General features: G+C 60.8%; 18 protein-coding genes. 7 read left to right on the top strand and 11 right to left on the bottom strand.

All coding sequences use genetic code 11. The features are described from left to right. Positions 1-403: 403 nt before the first annotated feature. Genes mnhG through AC1Q80_RS05205 form a run of 7 tightly spaced genes read right to left on the bottom strand, consistent with a single transcriptional unit; the run spans position 404 to position 6,339 of the window. Entirely contained in the window at positions 404-763 is a 360-nt protein-coding gene (gene mnhG / locus AC1Q80_RS05235) for a monovalent cation/H(+) antiporter subunit G (RefSeq protein WP_173419359.1), read from the bottom strand. Further along, positions 763-1,146: a cation:proton antiporter gene (locus AC1Q80_RS05230; protein WP_492359804.1), complete on the bottom strand. Its 384-nt coding sequence runs from the start codon at positions 1,144-1,146 to the stop codon at positions 763-765. The genes mnhG and AC1Q80_RS05230 overlap by 1 nt, the downstream gene beginning before the upstream one ends. Then, positions 1,143-1,616 (bottom strand): Na+/H+ antiporter subunit E, encoded by a 474-nt coding sequence (locus AC1Q80_RS05225; RefSeq protein ID WP_209788437.1) that lies wholly within the window; start codon positions 1,614-1,616, stop codon positions 1,143-1,145. The genes AC1Q80_RS05230 and AC1Q80_RS05225 overlap by 4 nt, the downstream gene beginning before the upstream one ends. Further along, entirely contained in the window at positions 1,616-3,178 is a 1,563-nt protein-coding gene (locus AC1Q80_RS05220) for a Na+/H+ antiporter subunit D (RefSeq protein WP_492359803.1), read from the bottom strand. The genes AC1Q80_RS05225 and AC1Q80_RS05220 overlap by 1 nt, the downstream gene beginning before the upstream one ends. Before the next feature lie 7 nt (positions 3,179-3,185). Next, a complete protein-coding gene (locus tag AC1Q80_RS05215; RefSeq protein ID WP_173419356.1) occupies positions 3,186-3,563 on the bottom strand; it encodes a Na+/H+ antiporter subunit C in 378 nt (125 codons plus the stop codon). Beyond that, a complete protein-coding gene (locus AC1Q80_RS05210; RefSeq protein ID WP_492359802.1) occupies positions 3,563-3,982 on the bottom strand; it encodes a Na(+)/H(+) antiporter subunit B in 420 nt (139 codons plus the stop codon). Before AC1Q80_RS05210 ends, AC1Q80_RS05215 begins: the two co-directional genes overlap by 1 nt. Next, on the bottom strand, positions 3,979-6,339 hold the full coding sequence (locus tag AC1Q80_RS05205) for a putative monovalent cation/H+ antiporter subunit A (protein WP_492359801.1): 2,361 nt from the start codon (positions 6,337-6,339) through the stop codon (positions 3,979-3,981). Before AC1Q80_RS05205 ends, AC1Q80_RS05210 begins: the two co-directional genes overlap by 4 nt. Positions 6,340-6,866: 527 nt before the next feature. Here AC1Q80_RS05205 and AC1Q80_RS05200 point away from each other — a divergent pair. From AC1Q80_RS05200 to AC1Q80_RS05190, 3 genes are all read left to right on the top strand, one after another. Continuing rightward, complete coding sequence (locus tag AC1Q80_RS05200; protein WP_492359800.1) at positions 6,867-8,483, top strand: EAL domain-containing protein; 1,617 nt, start codon at positions 6,867-6,869, stop codon at positions 8,481-8,483. A gap of 148 nt (positions 8,484-8,631) precedes the next feature. Then, positions 8,632-9,039 (top strand): peptide-methionine (R)-S-oxide reductase MsrB, encoded by a 408-nt coding sequence (gene msrB, locus AC1Q80_RS05195; RefSeq protein WP_492359799.1) that lies wholly within the window; start codon positions 8,632-8,634, stop codon positions 9,037-9,039. 114 nt (positions 9,040-9,153) lie between these two features. Further along, on the top strand, positions 9,154-9,678 hold the full coding sequence (locus tag AC1Q80_RS05190) for a hypothetical protein (RefSeq protein ID WP_173419353.1): 525 nt from the start codon (positions 9,154-9,156) through the stop codon (positions 9,676-9,678). A gap of 118 nt (positions 9,679-9,796) precedes the next feature. Here AC1Q80_RS05190 and trhA read toward each other — a convergent pair whose 3' ends face one another. Beyond that, a complete protein-coding gene (gene trhA / locus AC1Q80_RS05185) occupies positions 9,797-10,459 on the bottom strand; it encodes a PAQR family membrane homeostasis protein TrhA (protein WP_173419352.1) in 663 nt (220 codons plus the stop codon). A gap of 241 nt (positions 10,460-10,700) precedes the next feature. Here trhA and AC1Q80_RS05180 point away from each other — a divergent pair, with 241 nt between their 5' ends. Beyond that, positions 10,701-11,171, top strand: a complete 471-nt coding sequence (locus tag AC1Q80_RS05180; protein ID WP_492359798.1) for a GNAT family N-acetyltransferase — start codon at positions 10,701-10,703, stop codon at positions 11,169-11,171. 117 nt (positions 11,172-11,288) lie between these two features. Here AC1Q80_RS05180 and AC1Q80_RS05175 read toward each other — a convergent pair whose 3' ends face one another. Further along, positions 11,289-11,633: a TraR/DksA family transcriptional regulator gene (locus AC1Q80_RS05175; RefSeq protein WP_209787065.1), complete on the bottom strand. Its 345-nt coding sequence runs from the start codon at positions 11,631-11,633 to the stop codon at positions 11,289-11,291. Positions 11,634-11,698: 65 nt separating this feature from the next. Beyond that, a complete protein-coding gene (locus tag AC1Q80_RS05170) occupies positions 11,699-12,121 on the bottom strand; it encodes a universal stress protein (RefSeq protein WP_173419349.1) in 423 nt (140 codons plus the stop codon). 308 nt (positions 12,122-12,429) lie between these two features. On the opposite strand from AC1Q80_RS05170, the gene AC1Q80_RS05165 reads away from it, so the two are divergent. Next, on the top strand, positions 12,430-13,317 hold the full coding sequence (locus tag AC1Q80_RS05165; protein WP_492359797.1) for a VOC family protein: 888 nt from the start codon (positions 12,430-12,432) through the stop codon (positions 13,315-13,317). A gap of 46 nt (positions 13,318-13,363) precedes the next feature. Here AC1Q80_RS05165 and AC1Q80_RS05160 read toward each other — a convergent pair whose 3' ends face one another. After that, complete coding sequence (locus AC1Q80_RS05160) at positions 13,364-13,723, bottom strand: winged helix-turn-helix transcriptional regulator (RefSeq protein ID WP_209787071.1); 360 nt, start codon at positions 13,721-13,723, stop codon at positions 13,364-13,366. A 135-nt stretch (positions 13,724-13,858) separates the two neighbouring features. Between AC1Q80_RS05160 and AC1Q80_RS05155 the strand changes: the two genes are divergently transcribed. After that, a complete protein-coding gene (locus AC1Q80_RS05155; protein WP_492359796.1) occupies positions 13,859-14,698 on the top strand; it encodes an SDR family oxidoreductase in 840 nt (279 codons plus the stop codon). A 276-nt stretch (positions 14,699-14,974) separates the two neighbouring features. After that, positions 14,975-17,131: a right-handed parallel beta-helix repeat-containing protein gene (locus AC1Q80_RS05150; protein WP_492359795.1), complete on the top strand. Its 2,157-nt coding sequence runs from the start codon at positions 14,975-14,977 to the stop codon at positions 17,129-17,131. The last annotated feature ends 31 nt before the right edge of the window (positions 17,132-17,162 follow it).

Below are 17,162 nucleotides of genomic sequence, written 5' to 3'. Positions count from 1 at the left end.
TCTTTCTCCTATCGGAATTCAGCACAAGCCCGAAAACATTTCAGGGGGAGGAATACATGCAAATGCCGTCGGGAAGCCTTCGCTGCCTTGGGATAGACCATCAATCGCACGACAAGGACAAATTCTTGCCGCAATATCAAGAGTTGGAATTTTGATCACGAAACCTATTGCCGAGTCGCTGGAACAACCAACCTCTCAAAGCAACAGCCAATATTCACAACTCAAGCTGGAATTTCAGCTCTAAGTATTTTCCACGACGACACTTTACATTTACTCGATTAACACTGATCAGTGAAAATTCCAAACATAAATTTGGCCGCCGCTAGCAACTTTATTTCGAAATTGCTAACGCGGTCGCGGTCTATCGGAATGTTCTGAAATACAAAAACAGAAACGTTGCCGTTCAATGCCGGCGCGGCTCTTCCTTTTGCGGAAGCTGATCTATGACCGACTGCTTCGTCAGCCTGTAACCCGCCTGATGAGCGGCCTTTGCCAATAGATGGGCGGAAATGGGGGCCGTCAGTACGAAGAAGAAACATCCCGCCAACGCCCGAAACAGTATTGCCACATCGAGCGAATGCAGTCCCGCGGCCAAAAGCAGCAGGCCCGAGCCAACTGTCCCGGCCTTGGAGGCCGCGTGCATGCGGGTGTACAGATCGGGGAAACGCACGATGCCAATCGCTGCGAGCAAGGAAAAGACGGCGCCGCCGACAAGCAGTACGGCGACGGAAAGCGTAATGATCGTCTCGAAGGTCGCTTCCATCAGCGTGCCCCCTTGCGTTTGCGCCTGTTACTTTTCGCCCTCGGCGACCGCCCCCCTTTGCCTGCATCTGGCGCAGCCTGCACCAGGCTGCTCTTCTCCGGCGACAGACCGCGTGCCAGAACAAATCGGGCAAAGGCGATGGTTGCAAGGAAGCCGACCAGCCCCAGGGCAATGGCGATATCGATGTAGAGATTGAAGCCGGTGCGGATGGCAACGACCGCGATCAGACCGATGGCGATTGCCACGAGCATATCGAGGCCGAGAACACGATCGGGCAGCGTCGGGCCGCGGATGATGCGCCAGACGGTCACCAGCAGCGCCACGGACAAAAACACAAGCGCGAAGCCGGTGGCGGTCGAAAGTATCTGGTCCGGCAGCGTCATTCGAAAGCCTCCTTGATCCGGCGTTCGAAACCATTGGCAATATCGCGCCTGAGGCCGCCGGGATCCGCACAATCAAGGGCGTGAACATAGAGGGTCTTGCGATCCTCGGAGACGTCGACGGAAAGTGTACCCGGCGTCAGTGTGATGAGGTTGGCCAGCAGTGCTATCTCGAAATCGCTCTTGACGGTCAGCGGGTAGGAGAAGATGCCTGGCTTCAGCCGCATTTTCGGCTGGACGACCATGAATGCGACCTTGGTCGCCGAAACCGCCAGCTCCTTGAAGAACAACGCGGTCAACAGCAGGATCTTCAGCGGTCGGACCGGGTAGGCGACAGGCTGCAATTCGCGCCGGATCAGCCACAGGGACAGTGCGCCGACGGCAAAACCAAGCAACAGGTTCGGCACGCCGAGGCTGCCGCTGATCGCAGCCCAGATCGCGGTGAAGACCAGATTGATCCAGAGGAACTTGATCATCGCGCGGCTCCCGGGAAGACCGAGTTCAGATATCCGGACGGTTCGGATAGGCCGGCGGCGGCACTCTGGATCGTTGCCAGCAGCGGCTCGGGATAAAGGCCGATCGCGAGCGTCAGCAACGTCAGCACGCCCAAAGGCAGGAGAATGGTCGCCGGGATCTGCGCCTTGTCCGTTGCCCCCTGCCCTCCGGCCGTGTCCCGCCAATAGGCAAGCAGGAAGAAGCGGCCGGTCGCGATCGTCGTCAGGAAGCCGGTGACGAGCAGTGTGGCCGCAAGCCACCAGGCGCCAATGTCGAGTGCTGCCTTGACCAGCATGACCTTCGGCCAGAAGCCGGAGAACGGCGGCAGGCCGGATACGGCAAAGGCGAGCATCAGGCTGATGGCGGCAAATCCAGCATGGCGGCGGTAAAGACCTGATAGCGACGATAGCGAGAAGCTGCCGCCAAGCTTCGCTGCGACGCCCGAGGCGAAGTAGAGCGCCGTCATGACAAGCATCGAATGCAGCGCATAGAAGACCGCGCCGCCGATGCCGCCCGGCCCGCCAACGGCAACGCCAGCAAGGATCGAACCGATGCCGGAGATCACGAGATAGCCGAGCATGCGACGGAAATCGGACTGTGCGAGCGCGCCGAACACGCCGACGAGCATCGTCAACGCCCCGATCACCGCGATGACGAAGCTGAGTTCTTCCCGCTCCACCGGCAAGAGCATCACGGTCACGCGGATCAGCGCGTAGATGCCGACCTTGGTCAACAAACCGGCGAAGAGTGCCGACACGACGACGCGCGGCGTGTGATAGGACGCCGGCAGCCAGAAATTGACGGGGAATGCGGCCGCCTTCATCCCGAAGGCCAGCAGGAACAATGCTGTCAGCGTCATCAACGGCGCGGTGCCGCGCAGGCCTTCGGCCTTGCGGGCGATGTCGGCCATGTTGAGCGTTCCGAAGCTTGCATAGAGATAGCCGGTGGTGACCAGGAACAGCGTCGTCGCGACGAGGTTGAGGAAACCATACTTCACCGCGCCATCGATCTGCTCGCGCTCGGAGCCGAGCACGATCAGGCCGAAGGACGAGATCAGCAGCACCTCGAACCAGACGTAGAGATTGAAGATGTCACCGGTCAGAAACGCACCGGAGACGCCGGCCATCAGTAGCATCAGGAAAGGATAGAAACCGTATCGCCGGCCGCTGTCATTGATGTCGGAGAGCGAGTAGACGCCGCCGGCAAGTGCTACGACGGACGCCGTAAGTGCAAATAGTGCGCCGGTGAGATCGACGGTAAAGGCGATACCGAAGGGCGGCAGCCAGCGCCCCATCACCATCGTCACCGGGCCGCTCGCGATCACATGGTGCAAAAGCAACCCGTCGATCACCACCAGGCCCGCAAGCCCCGCAATGGCGATGAACGGATGCAGGCCGATCGGGCGGCGCAGCATGACCAACAACGCACCGATCGCCAGGCACCAGGCAACCGGGAGGATCACCAGCCAGTCGGCTGCCGCAACCGGCTCGAGAACGAGGGCAGCAGAAAGATCGGCGGGGGGTGAAGTCGAAACGGCCATGTGTCGGTCAGTATCCAAGTGGGGGAGCCGGCTCTTCTTCCGGCTCGGCGACGCGCATTTCGTCGGTATTGTCGGTCGAAAGATCCTCGTAGGCGCGCCAGGCCAAAACGAGCAGGAAAGCGAAGAAGGAGAACGAAATGACGATCGCCGTGAGGATGAGAGCCTGTGGCAGCGCGTTGGCCGCCGATCCGGTGAGCGTATCGGCACCCTCCTGAATGACGGGCGGCACGCCGCGCGTCAGCCGGCCGCCGGTAAAGATCAAGAGGTTGACGCCATTGCCGAGGATCGCCACGCCCAACAGGACGCGAATGATGGACTTCGACAGAAGCAGATAGATGGCGACAGTGAAGAAGGTGCCGACCAGCAGCGCAAACCAGGCTTCCATCATTCGCCTCCCCGCTCTTCGAGCGACAGGGCGATCGAGCTGATGGCACCGACGACGACCATATAGACGCCGCAATCAAACAGCGTCACCGTCGATAGCGGCACTTCCACGCTGAGCAAGGAGGGATAGATCCAAAGCCCGGTCATGAAAGGCACGCGGGCCGCGATCGAGATCAATCCGGCGATCGTGGCCGCAAACAGTCCTGCACCGGCGATCGCCATCGGGTGGAAGTAGATCGCGCGACGTACGGTCTCGACGCCGCAGGCGATACCGTAGATCGCTAATGCCGACACGGCAATCAGTCCACCGATGAAGCCGCCGCCCGGCTCGTTGTGCCCGCGCAGCAGCACGAAGATCGAAAACAGAACCATCAGACTGGTCAGAAACGGTGCGACGGCCCGGAAAATCACCGATCTCATGTACGTTCCTCCGCATCCGGGTCATTGTCGGCGATGCGCCGCAACGCGCCGGCCCTGAGGCGAACCAAGGACAGGATGGCGAGACCGGTCACCATGACGACGGCGATTTCGCCGAGCGTGTCCGTGCCGCGGAAGTCGACGATGATGACGTTGACGACATTGGCGCCATGCGCGATCGTTTTCGAATAGAGGTTGAAGAAGTCGGTCAACGAGGCGTCGAAGGGCACGCCGGTCACTTTCAAGAGCATCAGCCCGAAACCGATACCGCAGGCAAGCGCGATCGTAAGATCCGGCACCTTCTGAACGAGCGGCCGATGATCGGAGGGTGCGAGCCTCAGCCGCGTCATCACCAGTGCCAGCACGACGACCGACAGGGTCTCGATCATGAACTGGGTAAAGGCGAGGTCCGGCGCACCATAGAGCAGGAAAATGACGGCAACGGCAAAGCCCTGAATGCCGAGCGAGACAATCGCGGTCAGCCGATCGGAAGCGAGCACGACGGCGAAAAGGCCGATGACGGCAATCGCCATGATCGCCAGCTCGTGCACCGGCACATCGGCGGCGAAGAACGGTGCGCGCGGCAGCTCGCCATAATAAAGCGGCGCGCCCAGCAGCACGGCGGCAACCAGGATGAATGTCACCGTCATATAGACATCGAGCCGGCCGGATTGCAGCCGGCGGGTCAAAGCGACGGAAAAGCGCACAAGCCCGCGCATGAACTGGTCGAAACCACGATCCGGTCCCCAGCCAATGTCACTGAGGATGGTGGCGATGAAGGCGCGTAGGCGGGCAAGGTTGAGATAAAAGATCACCCCGAGAGCAATGGTGACGCAGGACAGGGCCAGCGGCATGCCGATATGGGGAACGATCGAAATCGTGACCTGTCTGCGCTCGCCGGCAATCGCCGTTGCCATCGGTGTCGACACGAGCTCGTGGGTGAGGCCGGACAGCAGGGCAGCTGACAGCCCCTTGGCAGCCAGGAGCGCCGGGCCGAGCCACAGAAGCACCGGCGCCTCATGCGCGGACTTCGGTGTTTCGGTCTTTGCGCCGACGAAGGGCTTGAGCGCAACGGCAAACGCCACGGCAAACATCAGCGCATTGCCGAGGATGGCGAGCGCCGCGAAAACCATCGCGCGCCGGTCCAGGCTGGCCAACGCGTAATAGATCTCTTCCTTGGCGAGGAAGCCGAAAAACGGCGGCAAGCCACCCATCGAAAGTGCCGCGGCGAGTGCGATCACGAATGTCAGCGGCATGGCGGAACGCAAGCCGCCGAGCTTCGTCACGTCGCGGGTCCCGGTTTCATGGTCGATGATGCCGGCAACCATGAACAGCGCGCCCTTGAACAGCGAATGCGCCACCAGATAGAGCGCCGCCGCCTCGATCGCATGCGGAAAGCCGATCCCGGTCAGCATCACGAGCAGACCAAGGGATGCCATGGTCGTATAGGCAAGCATCAACTTCAGATCGGTCTGTCGGCAGGCGAGAACTGCGCCAATGACGAGCGTCGCGCCGCCGAAGAGCGGCAGCAATATCTGCCATTCCGGCGTTCCGCCAAGCACCGGGTTGAGGCGCATCAGCAGGTAGACGCCGGCCTTCACCATTGTCGCGGAGTGCAGGTAGGCCGAGACGGGCGTCGGCGCCTCCATCGCGTTGGGCAGCCAGAAATGGAAGGGGAACTGGGCAGACTTGGTGAAGGCACCACCGAGCACCAGCAGCAGTGCCGCGAGATAGAAGGGGCTCGCGCGCATCTCCGAACCGAAGGACATCAGCAGCGAGAGCTGGGTGACGCCGGTGACATTCCAGATGACCAGCAGGCCCGCGAGCAGAAACAACCCACCTCCCCCGGTAACCACAAGCGCCTGCAGGGCGGCACGCCGGGCGGCCTCCCGCGAATGGTCGAAGCCGATCAGCAGGAAGGAGGTAATCGAGGTCAGCTCCCAGAAAACGAAGAGCATCAGGAAGCTGTCGGACACGACGAGCCCGAGCATCGATCCCATGAACATCAGGATGAAGGAGAAGAACCGACCCTGCTGCGGATGTCCCTTCAGGTAGCCGCCGGAGTAGAGCACGATCAGCGTGCCGATGCCGGCGATCAGCAAGACGAAGGTCAGCGACAGACCATCAACCAGCCAGGAGAAACTGACGTTGAAGGAGGGGATCCATTCATAGCCACCGGTCACGATCTCGCCACGAGAGATTTCAGGCAGAAAGCGCGTGAAGTGCAGGACGATCGCCGCAGGAAAAAGCGCGAGAATCCAGGCAGCGTTGTGTCCGAGCAGGCGGGTCAGCAGCGGCGCGACAAGCGCACCGACAAACGGAAGCGACAAGGCCAGCAATGTCAGGGCGGCAGCATCCATCGTCCGGGCGCGCTCCTTTGCGATTTGATTGTCGGATCAAACGAATACCCGACATAAAAGATGGGTACACGCGCCTCAAGCCTTATTCGGGGAAAATCGACGTTATGCGCTGTTAACTCCAGAAAAGCCGGTAAATCTCCGGTTTTCTTGTGAGATTTGCGGCCATGATCGCGGGCCGAGGCGCAACCGTCCGATATATGGCAACGCATTCACACACTCAGGGTCATCGCTACCGATCAACCGGCGAATGCGATTAACGTGTTGTTGGCAACGTCCAGCTTTATCGGTCGCAAGAGATGCATCGCATCTGGTACTTCGTCGTGATGCAACGGCACCATGTGAGCTTCGATACGAACCCCAGACCTCTGGCGTGCGCATTTGAGAATCGTCAAGTGCGCTATTTTTCAAGGACTAAAGCCATCCTTCGTGCTTCCTGGCGAGCACGTCATGGTCTAGATCGGTCGCCATCGCTGATCGATTGATGCAACGAATTGCACAGCGCTTCTCTTGAGCTCACGAGGTCTGGCTTGGAACGGTCCTACATTGTGGCGATGACCAGTGTGCTCGCGGCGCTGGGTGCCATCCTGCCGATCGCCGCCGCGTTTTATCTCTCCTGGTCGGTCGCCACCAACAGGGAGGAGACCCGTCTCAGTCGTCTCGCAGAGTATGCGCTGGTGCGTGCCGATACGGCGCTCGGCGAAGCGACTTCGGCGCTCAAGTCTGCTGACCAGTTCAGCTTCGCGCCCTGCTCCCAGGCCCATATCGCGGCGATGCGCACCCTCGTCGTCAACACGCGCTCCGTCGAAGACATCGGCTACTTCGAAGGCGACGAGCTCAAATGCACTTCGTGGGGCAAACCGGAGTCGACCATCGGTCGCGGGCCAGTCGACTTCACCACGGCCAGCGGCATCGGCGTGACGGCTCGGGTTCACCCAACGATCAGCAACGGTCGGGCGATGCTGGGATTGCGATATCGATCCTACAGCGTGCTGACCGATCCGGCACGGCTTGTCGACGTGCTCGCTTCCCCTGATACGCGCCTTGCGATCGCCAGTGACACGGGCACCCTCGTCAGCGCATTGAACGCGCCGGACGCCTCGCTGATCAAGCGGCTGGTCGAGCATCCGCAGACCGGCAGCGATGCGGACAATCTCTTTGCCACCGCGAGCGGCTCCGGCTGGATCGCGATAGCAACGTCGTCAAGGGCGTCGCTGCTGAACGATCTCGGCCGCGAACGGCTGCTGCTCCTGCCGCTCGGCGCGATTGTCGCCGCCTTGATGGTTGGCCTCGTCCTCTGGCTGTCGCGACGACGGCTCTCGCCGCTCGGCGAACTCTCAATCGCCGTACATCGCCGTGAATTTATCGTGCATTATCAGCCGCTCATCGAGATGAAGACCGGCATCTGCGTCGGTGCGGAAGCGCTCGTGCGCTGGCGCAGGCCCGACGGCTCGCTGGTCAGGCCTGACACCTTTATCCCGCTTGCGGAGGAAAGCGGCCTGATCCGGGCCATTACTGATCAGGTCATCGACGGGGTCATTGGCGATCTCGGCGCGGTCCTCGTCGCCGACCGTTCGCTGCACATCGCCATCAATCTCTCGGCCGACGACATCAAATCCGGACGTGTCCTGCCCGTCATCCAGGCAGCGCTCGCGAACTCCGGCGTCCTCACCGAGCAGATCTGGCTCGAGGCCACCGAACGCGGCTTCATGGACGTGAAATCCGCTCGAGCAACGATCGAGGAAGCCCGTCGACTTGGCCATTCCGTGGCGATCGACGATTTCGGCACGGGCTATTCCAGCCTGCAATATCTACAGGACCTGCCGCTCGACGCATTGAAGATCGACAAGTCTTTTATCGATACCGTCGGGCTCGTCTCGGCCACGAGCGCCGTCACCCCTCATATCATCGACATCGCCAAATCGCTGAACCTCTACATCGTCGCCGAAGGCATCGAACGACAGGAGCAGGCGGATTATCTGCTCGAACGCGGCGTGCACTACGGCCAGGGCTGGCTTTATTCCAAAGCCTTACCCGCGCAAGAGTTCATCGCGTTCTACAACGAGAGCAAACGCGTTCACGGTACCGGCCCGACTGTAATCCGGCGAGATTTTAACGAGGTGCCGCCGGGCGTCGGAGGTGGTTGAGACCACACCTCGCATCGCATCTGATCGAGCTGAAGTTCCGCTGTCGGACACAGCCCAGACTGATCGCAGCCTGCCGGCACGCGAGCGTGATTTGCGGCGCGCCGCCAGCGATCCTATATACTCGTCGACAATCACAGGGAGATCTTCGATGAGAGACGCAAGGGCGCCGAAAGTGATCAAGACCGATGCGGAGTGGCGCGCGCAGCTGTCGCCCGAACAATACCGCATCACCCGCGAACACGGCACCGAGCGCGCCTTCACCGGTCCCTTCCTTTCCAACAAGAGGGTGGGCACCTATGAATGTGTCTGCTGCGGCCGTGCGCTGTTTCGCTCCGACAGCAAGTTTGATTCCGGTTGCGGCTGGCCGAGCTATTTCGCCGCAATCGACGATGAGGCGATCCGCGAGATCGAGGACCGTTCACATTTCATGGTGCGCACCGAAATCCGCTGTGCGGACTGTGATGCTCATCTCGGTCACGTCTTCCCCGACGGACCGCCGCCCACCGGCCTGCGTTACTGCCTGAACGGCCACGCGATGACGTTTACCGAGGATTGACGCAAACGGAAGGTTGCGGTTTTAGGCTTGCCGCTGTTCCGATAGAAACAGCGCTTCCTGCACGGATGTGCTATTCATAAACAGACCGTCGAAGCAAGTCGGGAGGAGGTCCGCATGCGTCGCATTCTCGCTGCATTCGCGCTTCTGTTCTCGGCTGCGTTCCCGGCCGCTGCGGACGATGACTGGCATGCCTACGCCAATCCGCGTTTCGGCTATATCCTCGACATTCCGCCCGGCTTCGAACCGCAAGGTGAAGCCGACAATGGCGACGGCGTCAGCTTTCATGCCAACGACAACGGCGCCACGCTCGCCGTTTTCGGCAGCGAGCTTGTCGACGGCGATTTCGAGATCGACGTCAACGATCGGATGGCGAGCGAACGGGAAGACCAGTGGCGGATTTCCTACTCGCGCGTCACCGCAGCCTGGGCAAGTTTTTCCGGCGTGCGCGGCGACGAGGTATTTTACACGCGCGCCATTGCGCTCTGCGACGGCAGCGCGGCCTATTTCCGCCTGCAATACCGCAAGAGCCGGCTGACCAGCTTCGATGGTGTCATCTCGCGGATGGCGGAGGCTTTGCGCCCCTCGGAAGGCTGTCAGCAGACGCCGGTGGCGGCAGCACCCGTGGCCGCGCCGAACTGAGCGGTGTCGTTCGTGACCGTTTCCGACCAAAACCGAGACGGTCTATCTCTTTGTTTTTACGCGTTTCCCAACGGAAACCGCGTCTTGCTTTTCCTGGAAATGCTTTCGCCGAGCTGGATCAGGATATCGCCGTGCCTGTCAGACAGTTGATGACGGCCGAATAGTGCACGGCGGCGCCGGTAACGACGAAGGCATGCCAAATGGCGTTCTGGAAACGCAGCTTCTCCCAGACATGGAAGATCACGCCGGCGGAATAGATGATGCCGCCGACGAGGATCAGCACCAGCGTCGTCGACGATAGCGCCGACAGCAGCGGCCCCACCGCAAGGACACCGCTCCAGCCCATGGCGAGATAAAGCAGAATCGCCAGCCGGTCGAACCGACCGGGAAAGAGGCACTTGATCCCCACGCCAAGCGCGGCAATCGCCCAGATGCCAATCAGCATGGCAAACAGAAACGGATCGTCCCAGCCGCGCTGCAGGAAGGGCGTATAGGTCGCGGCGATCAGCACGAAGATCGACGAGTGATCGAAGCGACGCAGAAACCATTTGGTGCGCGAAACCGGGTAGAGATTGTAGAGGAACGATATAGACAGGGTCGCCAGCAGACCGGTGCCATAAATCGCGGCAGCAGCAAGCTGGCCGGCCGAACTCCAGAGCATCGCGTAAAAGATCAGAGCGGTGACGCCAACGAGGGCCGCGGCAAGGCCAACCCCATGCACGATGCCATCGGCGATCAGTTCCGATCGATCATAGTTCCACTTGACGCCGGCGAATTCCACGGACCCCACCTCCGACCTTCCTTCGCCCTCAGGCGGCGGTCGCGTTGCTGATATGCTTTATCCTGCCACAGCCAGACGCCGCGGCAAAGGGCTCGAGGATGACGAAAGCATCAACTTTTGCAACGCATTACAACAGCGGCATGATGTGTTTGCGAAGACGGGCATCCCTTGTCCGCAGCACGGGCCGCAACCACATTGGCAAGCGAGGCGGACAACCGCACGTTCACGGGGAGGACTAGTGATGACGGCTTTACGCACGCCGGAGCCGGACGAGGCCGAAATCCTGACGCAGCTTTGCCTTCGGTCCAAGGCGGTCTGGGGCTACGACGCGGCGTTCATGACTGCTTGTCGGCCCGCCTTGACGGTAGCGGTGGCCGACTGGCAACAATCGGATATCCAGGTCGCCGTCGACGATGGCAAGATCGTGGGCGTCGCCCAGGTGATGTGCCACGGTGACGCTGCCGAACTCGACAAGCTGTTTGTCGATCCCGACGCGTTGCGCGGTGGCATCGGCCGGAGGCTCTTTGGCTGGAGCGTGGAAACCGCCCTGAACAGAGGAGCGAAGGTCATGACGATCGATGCCGATCCCGGCGCCGCCGATTTCTATCGACGCCTGGGCGCGGTCGATGACGGCATGGTCGCCTCGACGGTCGTACCTGGACGGTTCCTGCCGAGATTGAAGCTCGATCTGGCGAACGTCCCGCCGCGCTGACGGCGAGACAACACAGCCCCGGAGCAAGATTGGCAGTTTCAATTGGCTCCCATGCTGTGTTCCCGGGCACAAAGCATGCCAATCGTTCAACAGCCGATCGCTAAACTGGGCGGAAACCTACTTTGCCCCGGCCGAAACCTCGGCCGCGCATTCCTGGCAGAGCGGCGTATGCGGCACCGCATCCAGCCGTTCAGAAGAGATCGGCAAGCCGCAACGCACGCAGGTCCCGAAGCTGCCGGACGCGATGCGGTCGAGGGCCGCGTCGATCCCGCGGATCTCTTCCTGGCCGGCAAGGCCAAGACCTTCCAGCACCTCGTCATTCTCCCGCTCGGTTACCCGATCCGGCACGTCGGCGTTCATCGGCTCATCGAGATCATGCTCGATCTTCACCAACCGGCCATAGAGTTCCCGTTTGCGGCTGGTCAACCGTTCACGAAAGTCGTCAAGCACAAGCTTGTCCATCAGATGACTCCTTGAAGTCGTGGCACTTCACGCGCGCCACGCTCCTGTTCTTGTTTGTTGGCGGCTCACCGGTCGACGAGAACGGCGCATGGGCAATGGCTGACGACCCGGCTCGCCGTCGACCCGATGAAATAATCGATGAGGCCCGGTCGGTGCGAGGCGATGATCACGAGGTCGGCATTCTCTTCCTTGGCGAGCGCATTGATCGTGCCGGCGGCGCCGCCGGTGCGGATCTCGATGCGGCCGTTGATCCCGTGCTTGGCCTTCATCGCTTCCAGCGTCTTCAAGGCATGCTTGCGCGATTCTTCGACCATCTCCAGCGGGAAATCGACGATCATGTAGCCCTGGGCATAGGCGTTCAGATCCTCGACGACATTGAGCAGGATAATCTCGCCCCCTTCATCGATCAGCTTTTCGGCAATGCCGAGCACGGTTTCACCATGCTCCAACTGATCCATGGCAATCGGGACGATGATCTTCTTGTACATACTGCACTCCTTTGCGTTGCCTACCCGGATCGCCGGCGCCGAAACGCGGGGGCAAATCCCTCGACTTCGAGACTGAGCCCAGACGGCTCTTCCGGCATTGATTGAAATCAAATCGAAAGCGCCGCGATCGCATTGCCCTATGCAATTGAGCTAGGGCGATAACGGCCACTGTCAACGCTCATCGAACACAACATCAAGTGACTGGCAGTCTTTCGTGAACGCCCGGTTGGGCCCATATTCAGCCGACAGTTTCAACGAAACTGAGGACCCGGCAAGGCCTCCAGTTTCGGCGCCCAAGGAGGCAAAACATGACGTCCAGCCAGACCACACAGACCATCGATGTTGCTGCGGATCACGCCTTGGCAATGCCTGCGCATGTCGATCATTCGCATCTGGTGGTGCAAGATCTGCCGACGGTGTCGCAATGGTATCAGCGCATCATGGGCCTAAAGCCGCTTGAAACTGCTGCCAGCGGCGAGACGCTGGGTGTGGGCGGCCGGCCGCTGTTGACGCTGACCACAGCCGGCAACACCGCCAAGGCGCCGCGCAATGCGCCCGGTCTTTTCCACACGGCCTTCCTCGTTCCAAACCGCGAGGAACTCGGCCGCTGGCTCGCGCATGCCGCACACAACAATGTCCGTCTGCAAGGCGCTTCCGACCATCTCGTCAGTGAAGCGATCTATCTCGCCGACCCGGAAGGCAACGGCATCGAGGTCTATCGTGACCGGCCGCGGGCCGAGTGGACCTTCAAGCCCGATGGCACGGTCGGCATGGATACGCTGCCGCTCAACCTGCAGGCGCTCTATGACGAGGCGCCGAAGGACGACTGGAACGGCCTTGCCGAGGGCACCGGTATCGGCCACATCCATCTGCAGGTGTCGGATATTCCTGAGGCCGATGCGTTCTTCCGCGACGTGCTGGGGCTTGGGCTGATGGCGCGCTATCCGGGCGCAAGCTTCTTCGGCTCGGGCATGTACCATCACCATGTTGCCGCCAATATCTGGAACTCTCGCGGTGCACCGAAACGTGAGGCCAACATGACCGGCCTCTCCGACTACACGATCCAGTACAAGGATCCGGCAGAGCTCACCGCAGCGCTTGGCAAACTCGACGAGATGGGCATTTCGGTCAACCGAAGCGGCACCGCCTACAGCCTCGTCGATCCCTGGGGTATCGGCCTAAGGCTCGCAGCCTGAGGCCACTTTCCTCCTCCAACGCCGCCACGACGAGGTGCCGCGTCGCTCACACCGCGGCGCGGTCGTATTTCTGCTGGGCTGCCAGCACGGTCTCGATGTTGTCCTCGGCCCAACGGCGTAGCGCGTCGACGGTGGCGCTCAGCGTTCGTCCGAGAGGTGTGATCGCATATTCGACCGTCACGGGCACCGTCGCGAAGACCGCGCGGCTGACCAGCCCATCGCGTTCCAGCTTCTTCAACACCTGCGACAGCACCTTTTGCGAGATGCCATCAATCTCGCGTTTTAGCTGATTGAACCGCACGGGCTTGTCGTCAAGCCGGCCGAGAACCAGCACCGCCCATTTGTCGGCAAGGCGATCCAGCACCATGCGGGTCGGGCAAGTCTGGATATAGGCATCGTATTCCATAGCGCGCGGGCTCCAACTGGCGGTTTCCCGGAGGAAACCATGTCACCGGAAAGTGCCTCCTTTACAGCATTTTTCGGTACTTATATCTAGTTCCCGTTATTAACATGGTTTCTATACGATACCAAGGAGACGGATATGTCAGGCAAGATTCTGGTGCTCGCAGCAAATGGCACAGTCGGACGCAAGGTGATCGACGCGTTGGTCGCAAAGGGAGAAAGCGTCAAGGCCGCGACGCGCAAGGCAACGCCGATCCCCGGCGCCGAAGCGGTCGCGTTCGACTATCAGGACAACGCAAGCTATGGCGGCGCGCTCGACGGGGTCGACCGGATGTTCGTGCTTACTCCGGGCGGCCACCTCGATCCGGTCGGCCTGCTGACGCCGATCATCACCGCAGCCGCAGCGCGCGGCGTCAAAATCGTGCTGATGACGGTCATCGGCGTCGATGCCGACGACAGCATTCCCTACCGGCAGGTCGAACTGCTGGTCGAAAAGACCGGCGCACCGTTCGTGATCCTCAGGCCCAACTGGTTTTCGGACAATTTCCAGACCTATTGGATCGAGGGCATCCGCCACGGTACGATCGCGGTACCGGCTGCGGAAGGCAAGACGAGCTTTATCGATGCCCGTGACATCGCCGAAAGTGCTGCTGCCGCCCTGACCAGCAACGCATTCAACGGCCGTGCCTTCAACCTGACGGGGCCTGAGGCCCTGAACTACGCCGAGGCGGCAGCGATCCTGTCGCGCGTCATCGGCAAGCCCATCGCCTACACACCTATCGACGACGAGACCTTTGTCGGCATCCTGACCGGTGCCGGCGTGCCCGAAAACTATGCGCGCTTCCTGGCCGCAATCTTCCATCCGGTGCGCGAGGGTTGGACGGCGACGCCGACCGGAGACGTCAAGACGCTCACCGGACACGAGCCACGTAGCCTGGAGACCTACGCCCGGGACAATGTCGCAGCGCTTAAGGCCTGACGCCACCAATTGACGAGAACGCAAGCCCTGCCCGTCCGACTGACAGGCAGGGTCTTCCGGCCTCTGGCGCCCCTTTGAAAATGAACGGACGCGGCCCGGGGACGTTTTCCGGGACTACCGCCATGATTGTGGATCTGACGTGCTGCCACAGCCTGCGTCATCACGCCGCTGGAAAGCCATGGGATAATCGATCAATAAACTTGAGTAATACAGTCGTATAATCTAACCGCATCGCCAAGGGCGCGCCAACGCCCCAGTGTATGCGGAGTTAATAATATGAAAAACAATACTATTTTAGCGCTTGCTCTCGCAAGCGGCACGATGCTTTCGTCCTCGGCCCTGGCTGTGGATTTCCGACCACAGGCTGAAATCGAAGGCGGTTTCTTCAGCGGCGGCTCGGCTGCCAGCGGCGGATTCTTCCTGCCTTTCGTGCTCGACTCAGGCAATGCCATTTTCATCGATACACGCGGAACGATAGGAAACGACAAGGTTCGGCAGGGCTCGATCGGCGCGGGTTACCGCTTCCGTGCCAACGACCAGTGGGTCATCGGCGCCTATGGCTACTACGACTATCTGAAGAGCGAGCACGGCAATTCGTTCAACCAGATCTCCTTCGGTCTCGAAGCGCTCAGCGGCGACCTCGAGATGCGCAGCAATCTCTATTTGCCGCTGTCAGGCGCCAAGACGCTGAGCGCCTTCAATGCCGCCTATGTTCGCGACCATGTCCTCGTCTTCCAGGAAGGCAAGGAGCGGGCTCGACGCGGGCTCGATGCCGAAATCGGCGGCCGTCTTCCGGTCTTCGATGAAGGATCCGATGTGCAGTTGAAGGTTTTCGGCGGCACCTACTGGTACGGCGGCAAGAACCTCGGCGACATGTTCGGCGCCAAGCTGCGCGCGGAACTGACCTTCGCCGACCTGCCCGGTCTTTCCGAGGGTTCGACCGTATCGCTCGGCGTTACCGGCACCTATGACAACGAGGACAAGCTCAAGGGCGCCGTGATGGCGCGCCTACGCATCCCGTTCGGCGCGACGGCCAAGGCAAGCGATGCCTTCGATCCGATGGTCCAGCGCGTCGAACGTTCCGCCAAGATCCGCACCCATGCCGGTGCGACCGGCGATGTCGAAGCGGCACAGTTCGTTTACGATGGCACCACGCCTGGGAAAGTGATCAACGTATCCGCTGCAAACGGCAATGCTGCGAGCATCAACCAGCTGCTGGCAGATGCGGGTGCAGGTGCGCTCATTCTTGTCGACGGCAATCTCGGCCTTGAACGGTCGCTCAGCCTTGGCCTCGGGCAGACGCTGCTGGGGGGTGGTGGCACGCTTGCGGTGCGCGGTGCAAACAGCGGCGCGACCGCTAACTTCGTCAACAGGGGCGCGGCGACGACTTTGACCGGTTTCGACCCGGCGCAAGACGTTGTCACGATGGCGTCCCTGAGCACAGTCTCTTCCGTGGCCATTCGTGGGGGTCGTGCGGGGATCGGCAGCACCGGGACTGAAGGTCTCTGGATCGACAATGTTGACATCGCAAAGACCAGCCACGACGGCATTCGCCTGACACGGGTGGTCGGCGCAGAGATTGAAGACACCCGCATTCACGACCTCTACATCTGCGAGAACAACACACAGTGCGAATTTACCGTCTACAAGCCGAATGAAGCGCCTTACGCCGCCATCAGCGCATTGGGAACAAGCAGCCTGACGATCCGCAACACCGATATCGACAAGGTGACCTACGGAATATTCACGGGCAGCGAGATCGACGAAAGCGGTTGGCCGCCAGTGATCGCCAACGAGGCGAGCAGAATCTATCTCGACAATGTCACGATCAGCAATTCGAGGCGCGAAGGACTGCTGATGGTTGCCGCCAACAATGTGCTGATCGAGAACTTCACCATCGACAACTCGAAGCAGGACCGCGACATGGATCTTGTCGTGTTTCAAGGCACATCGGATGTCGAGATCAACAACATGACGCTGAAGGGCGGCATCAACGGCCTGATGATGGTCTCGGCTTCCACGTTGCCGACCACGACCACGGATATCGTCGTCAATGGTCTGAACATCGATGGCACACGGAACGCAGGCATCTTCCTCAACCCCGTTTCCGATATTACCTTCAACGGCGTGAACATCACCAATGCCGGCAGCTACGGCGCGTTTATCTACGGTAGCGACTACGCGTTCCTCGGCGGCCCAGTCAGCGATATCGAGTTCAACGGAATGAAGGTCGACAAGGCAGCCAAGGCCGGGCTCTATTTCATGGGGCCGTCGATCGATGTGAAAGGCGATGTTGTGACAACCAACACGCCGAAGGATTGCATCGCCGACGCCGGATGGACTGCTGGCTCGCTGACACAATCGCCGGGCTCGGTGCTGACCGTCAATGGAAAGCAGCTCGACCAGTCGAATTTCACGACGCGTTGCCGCTGATGGCGGTTGCCACGCCCTCTTCACACTGAGG

The sequence above is a fragment of the Ensifer sp. GW823-FHT05D09 genome (assembly GCF_058795755.1).
This window is presented reverse-complemented; position numbering and strand designations above follow the sequence as displayed.

Bases quoted from the DNA above. Each gene is read 5' to 3' on its own strand.
- mnhG (WP_173419359.1), bottom strand. From the start codon at position 763: ATGGAAGCGACCTTCGAGACGATCATTACGCTTTCCGTCGCCGTACTG.
- AC1Q80_RS05230 (WP_492359804.1), bottom strand. From the start codon at position 1,146: ATGACGCTGCCGGACCAGATACTTTCGACCGCCACCGGCTTCGCGCTT.
- AC1Q80_RS05220 (WP_492359803.1), bottom strand. From the start codon at position 3,178: ATGGCCGTTTCGACTTCACCCCCCGCCGATCTTTCTGCTGCCCTCGTT.
- AC1Q80_RS05215 (WP_173419356.1), bottom strand. From the start codon at position 3,563: ATGGAAGCCTGGTTTGCGCTGCTGGTCGGCACCTTCTTCACTGTCGCC.
- AC1Q80_RS05210 (WP_492359802.1), bottom strand. From the start codon at position 3,982: ATGAGATCGGTGATTTTCCGGGCCGTCGCACCGTTTCTGACCAGTCTG.
- AC1Q80_RS05205 (WP_492359801.1), bottom strand. From the start codon at position 6,339: ATGGATGCTGCCGCCCTGACATTGCTGGCCTTGTCGCTTCCGTTTGTC.
- msrB (WP_492359799.1), top strand. From the start codon at position 8,632: ATGAGAGACGCAAGGGCGCCGAAAGTGATCAAGACCGATGCGGAGTGG.
- AC1Q80_RS05190 (WP_173419353.1), top strand. From the start codon at position 9,154: ATGCGTCGCATTCTCGCTGCATTCGCGCTTCTGTTCTCGGCTGCGTTC.
- AC1Q80_RS05180 (WP_492359798.1), top strand. From the start codon at position 10,701: ATGACGGCTTTACGCACGCCGGAGCCGGACGAGGCCGAAATCCTGACG.
- AC1Q80_RS05175 (WP_209787065.1), bottom strand. From the start codon at position 11,633: ATGGACAAGCTTGTGCTTGACGACTTTCGTGAACGGTTGACCAGCCGC.
- AC1Q80_RS05170 (WP_173419349.1), bottom strand. From the start codon at position 12,121: ATGTACAAGAAGATCATCGTCCCGATTGCCATGGATCAGTTGGAGCAT.
- AC1Q80_RS05165 (WP_492359797.1), top strand. From the start codon at position 12,430: ATGACGTCCAGCCAGACCACACAGACCATCGATGTTGCTGCGGATCAC.
- AC1Q80_RS05160 (WP_209787071.1), bottom strand. From the start codon at position 13,723: ATGGAATACGATGCCTATATCCAGACTTGCCCGACCCGCATGGTGCTG.
- AC1Q80_RS05155 (WP_492359796.1), top strand. From the start codon at position 13,859: ATGTCAGGCAAGATTCTGGTGCTCGCAGCAAATGGCACAGTCGGACGC.
- AC1Q80_RS05150 (WP_492359795.1), top strand. From the start codon at position 14,975: ATGAAAAACAATACTATTTTAGCGCTTGCTCTCGCAAGCGGCACGATG.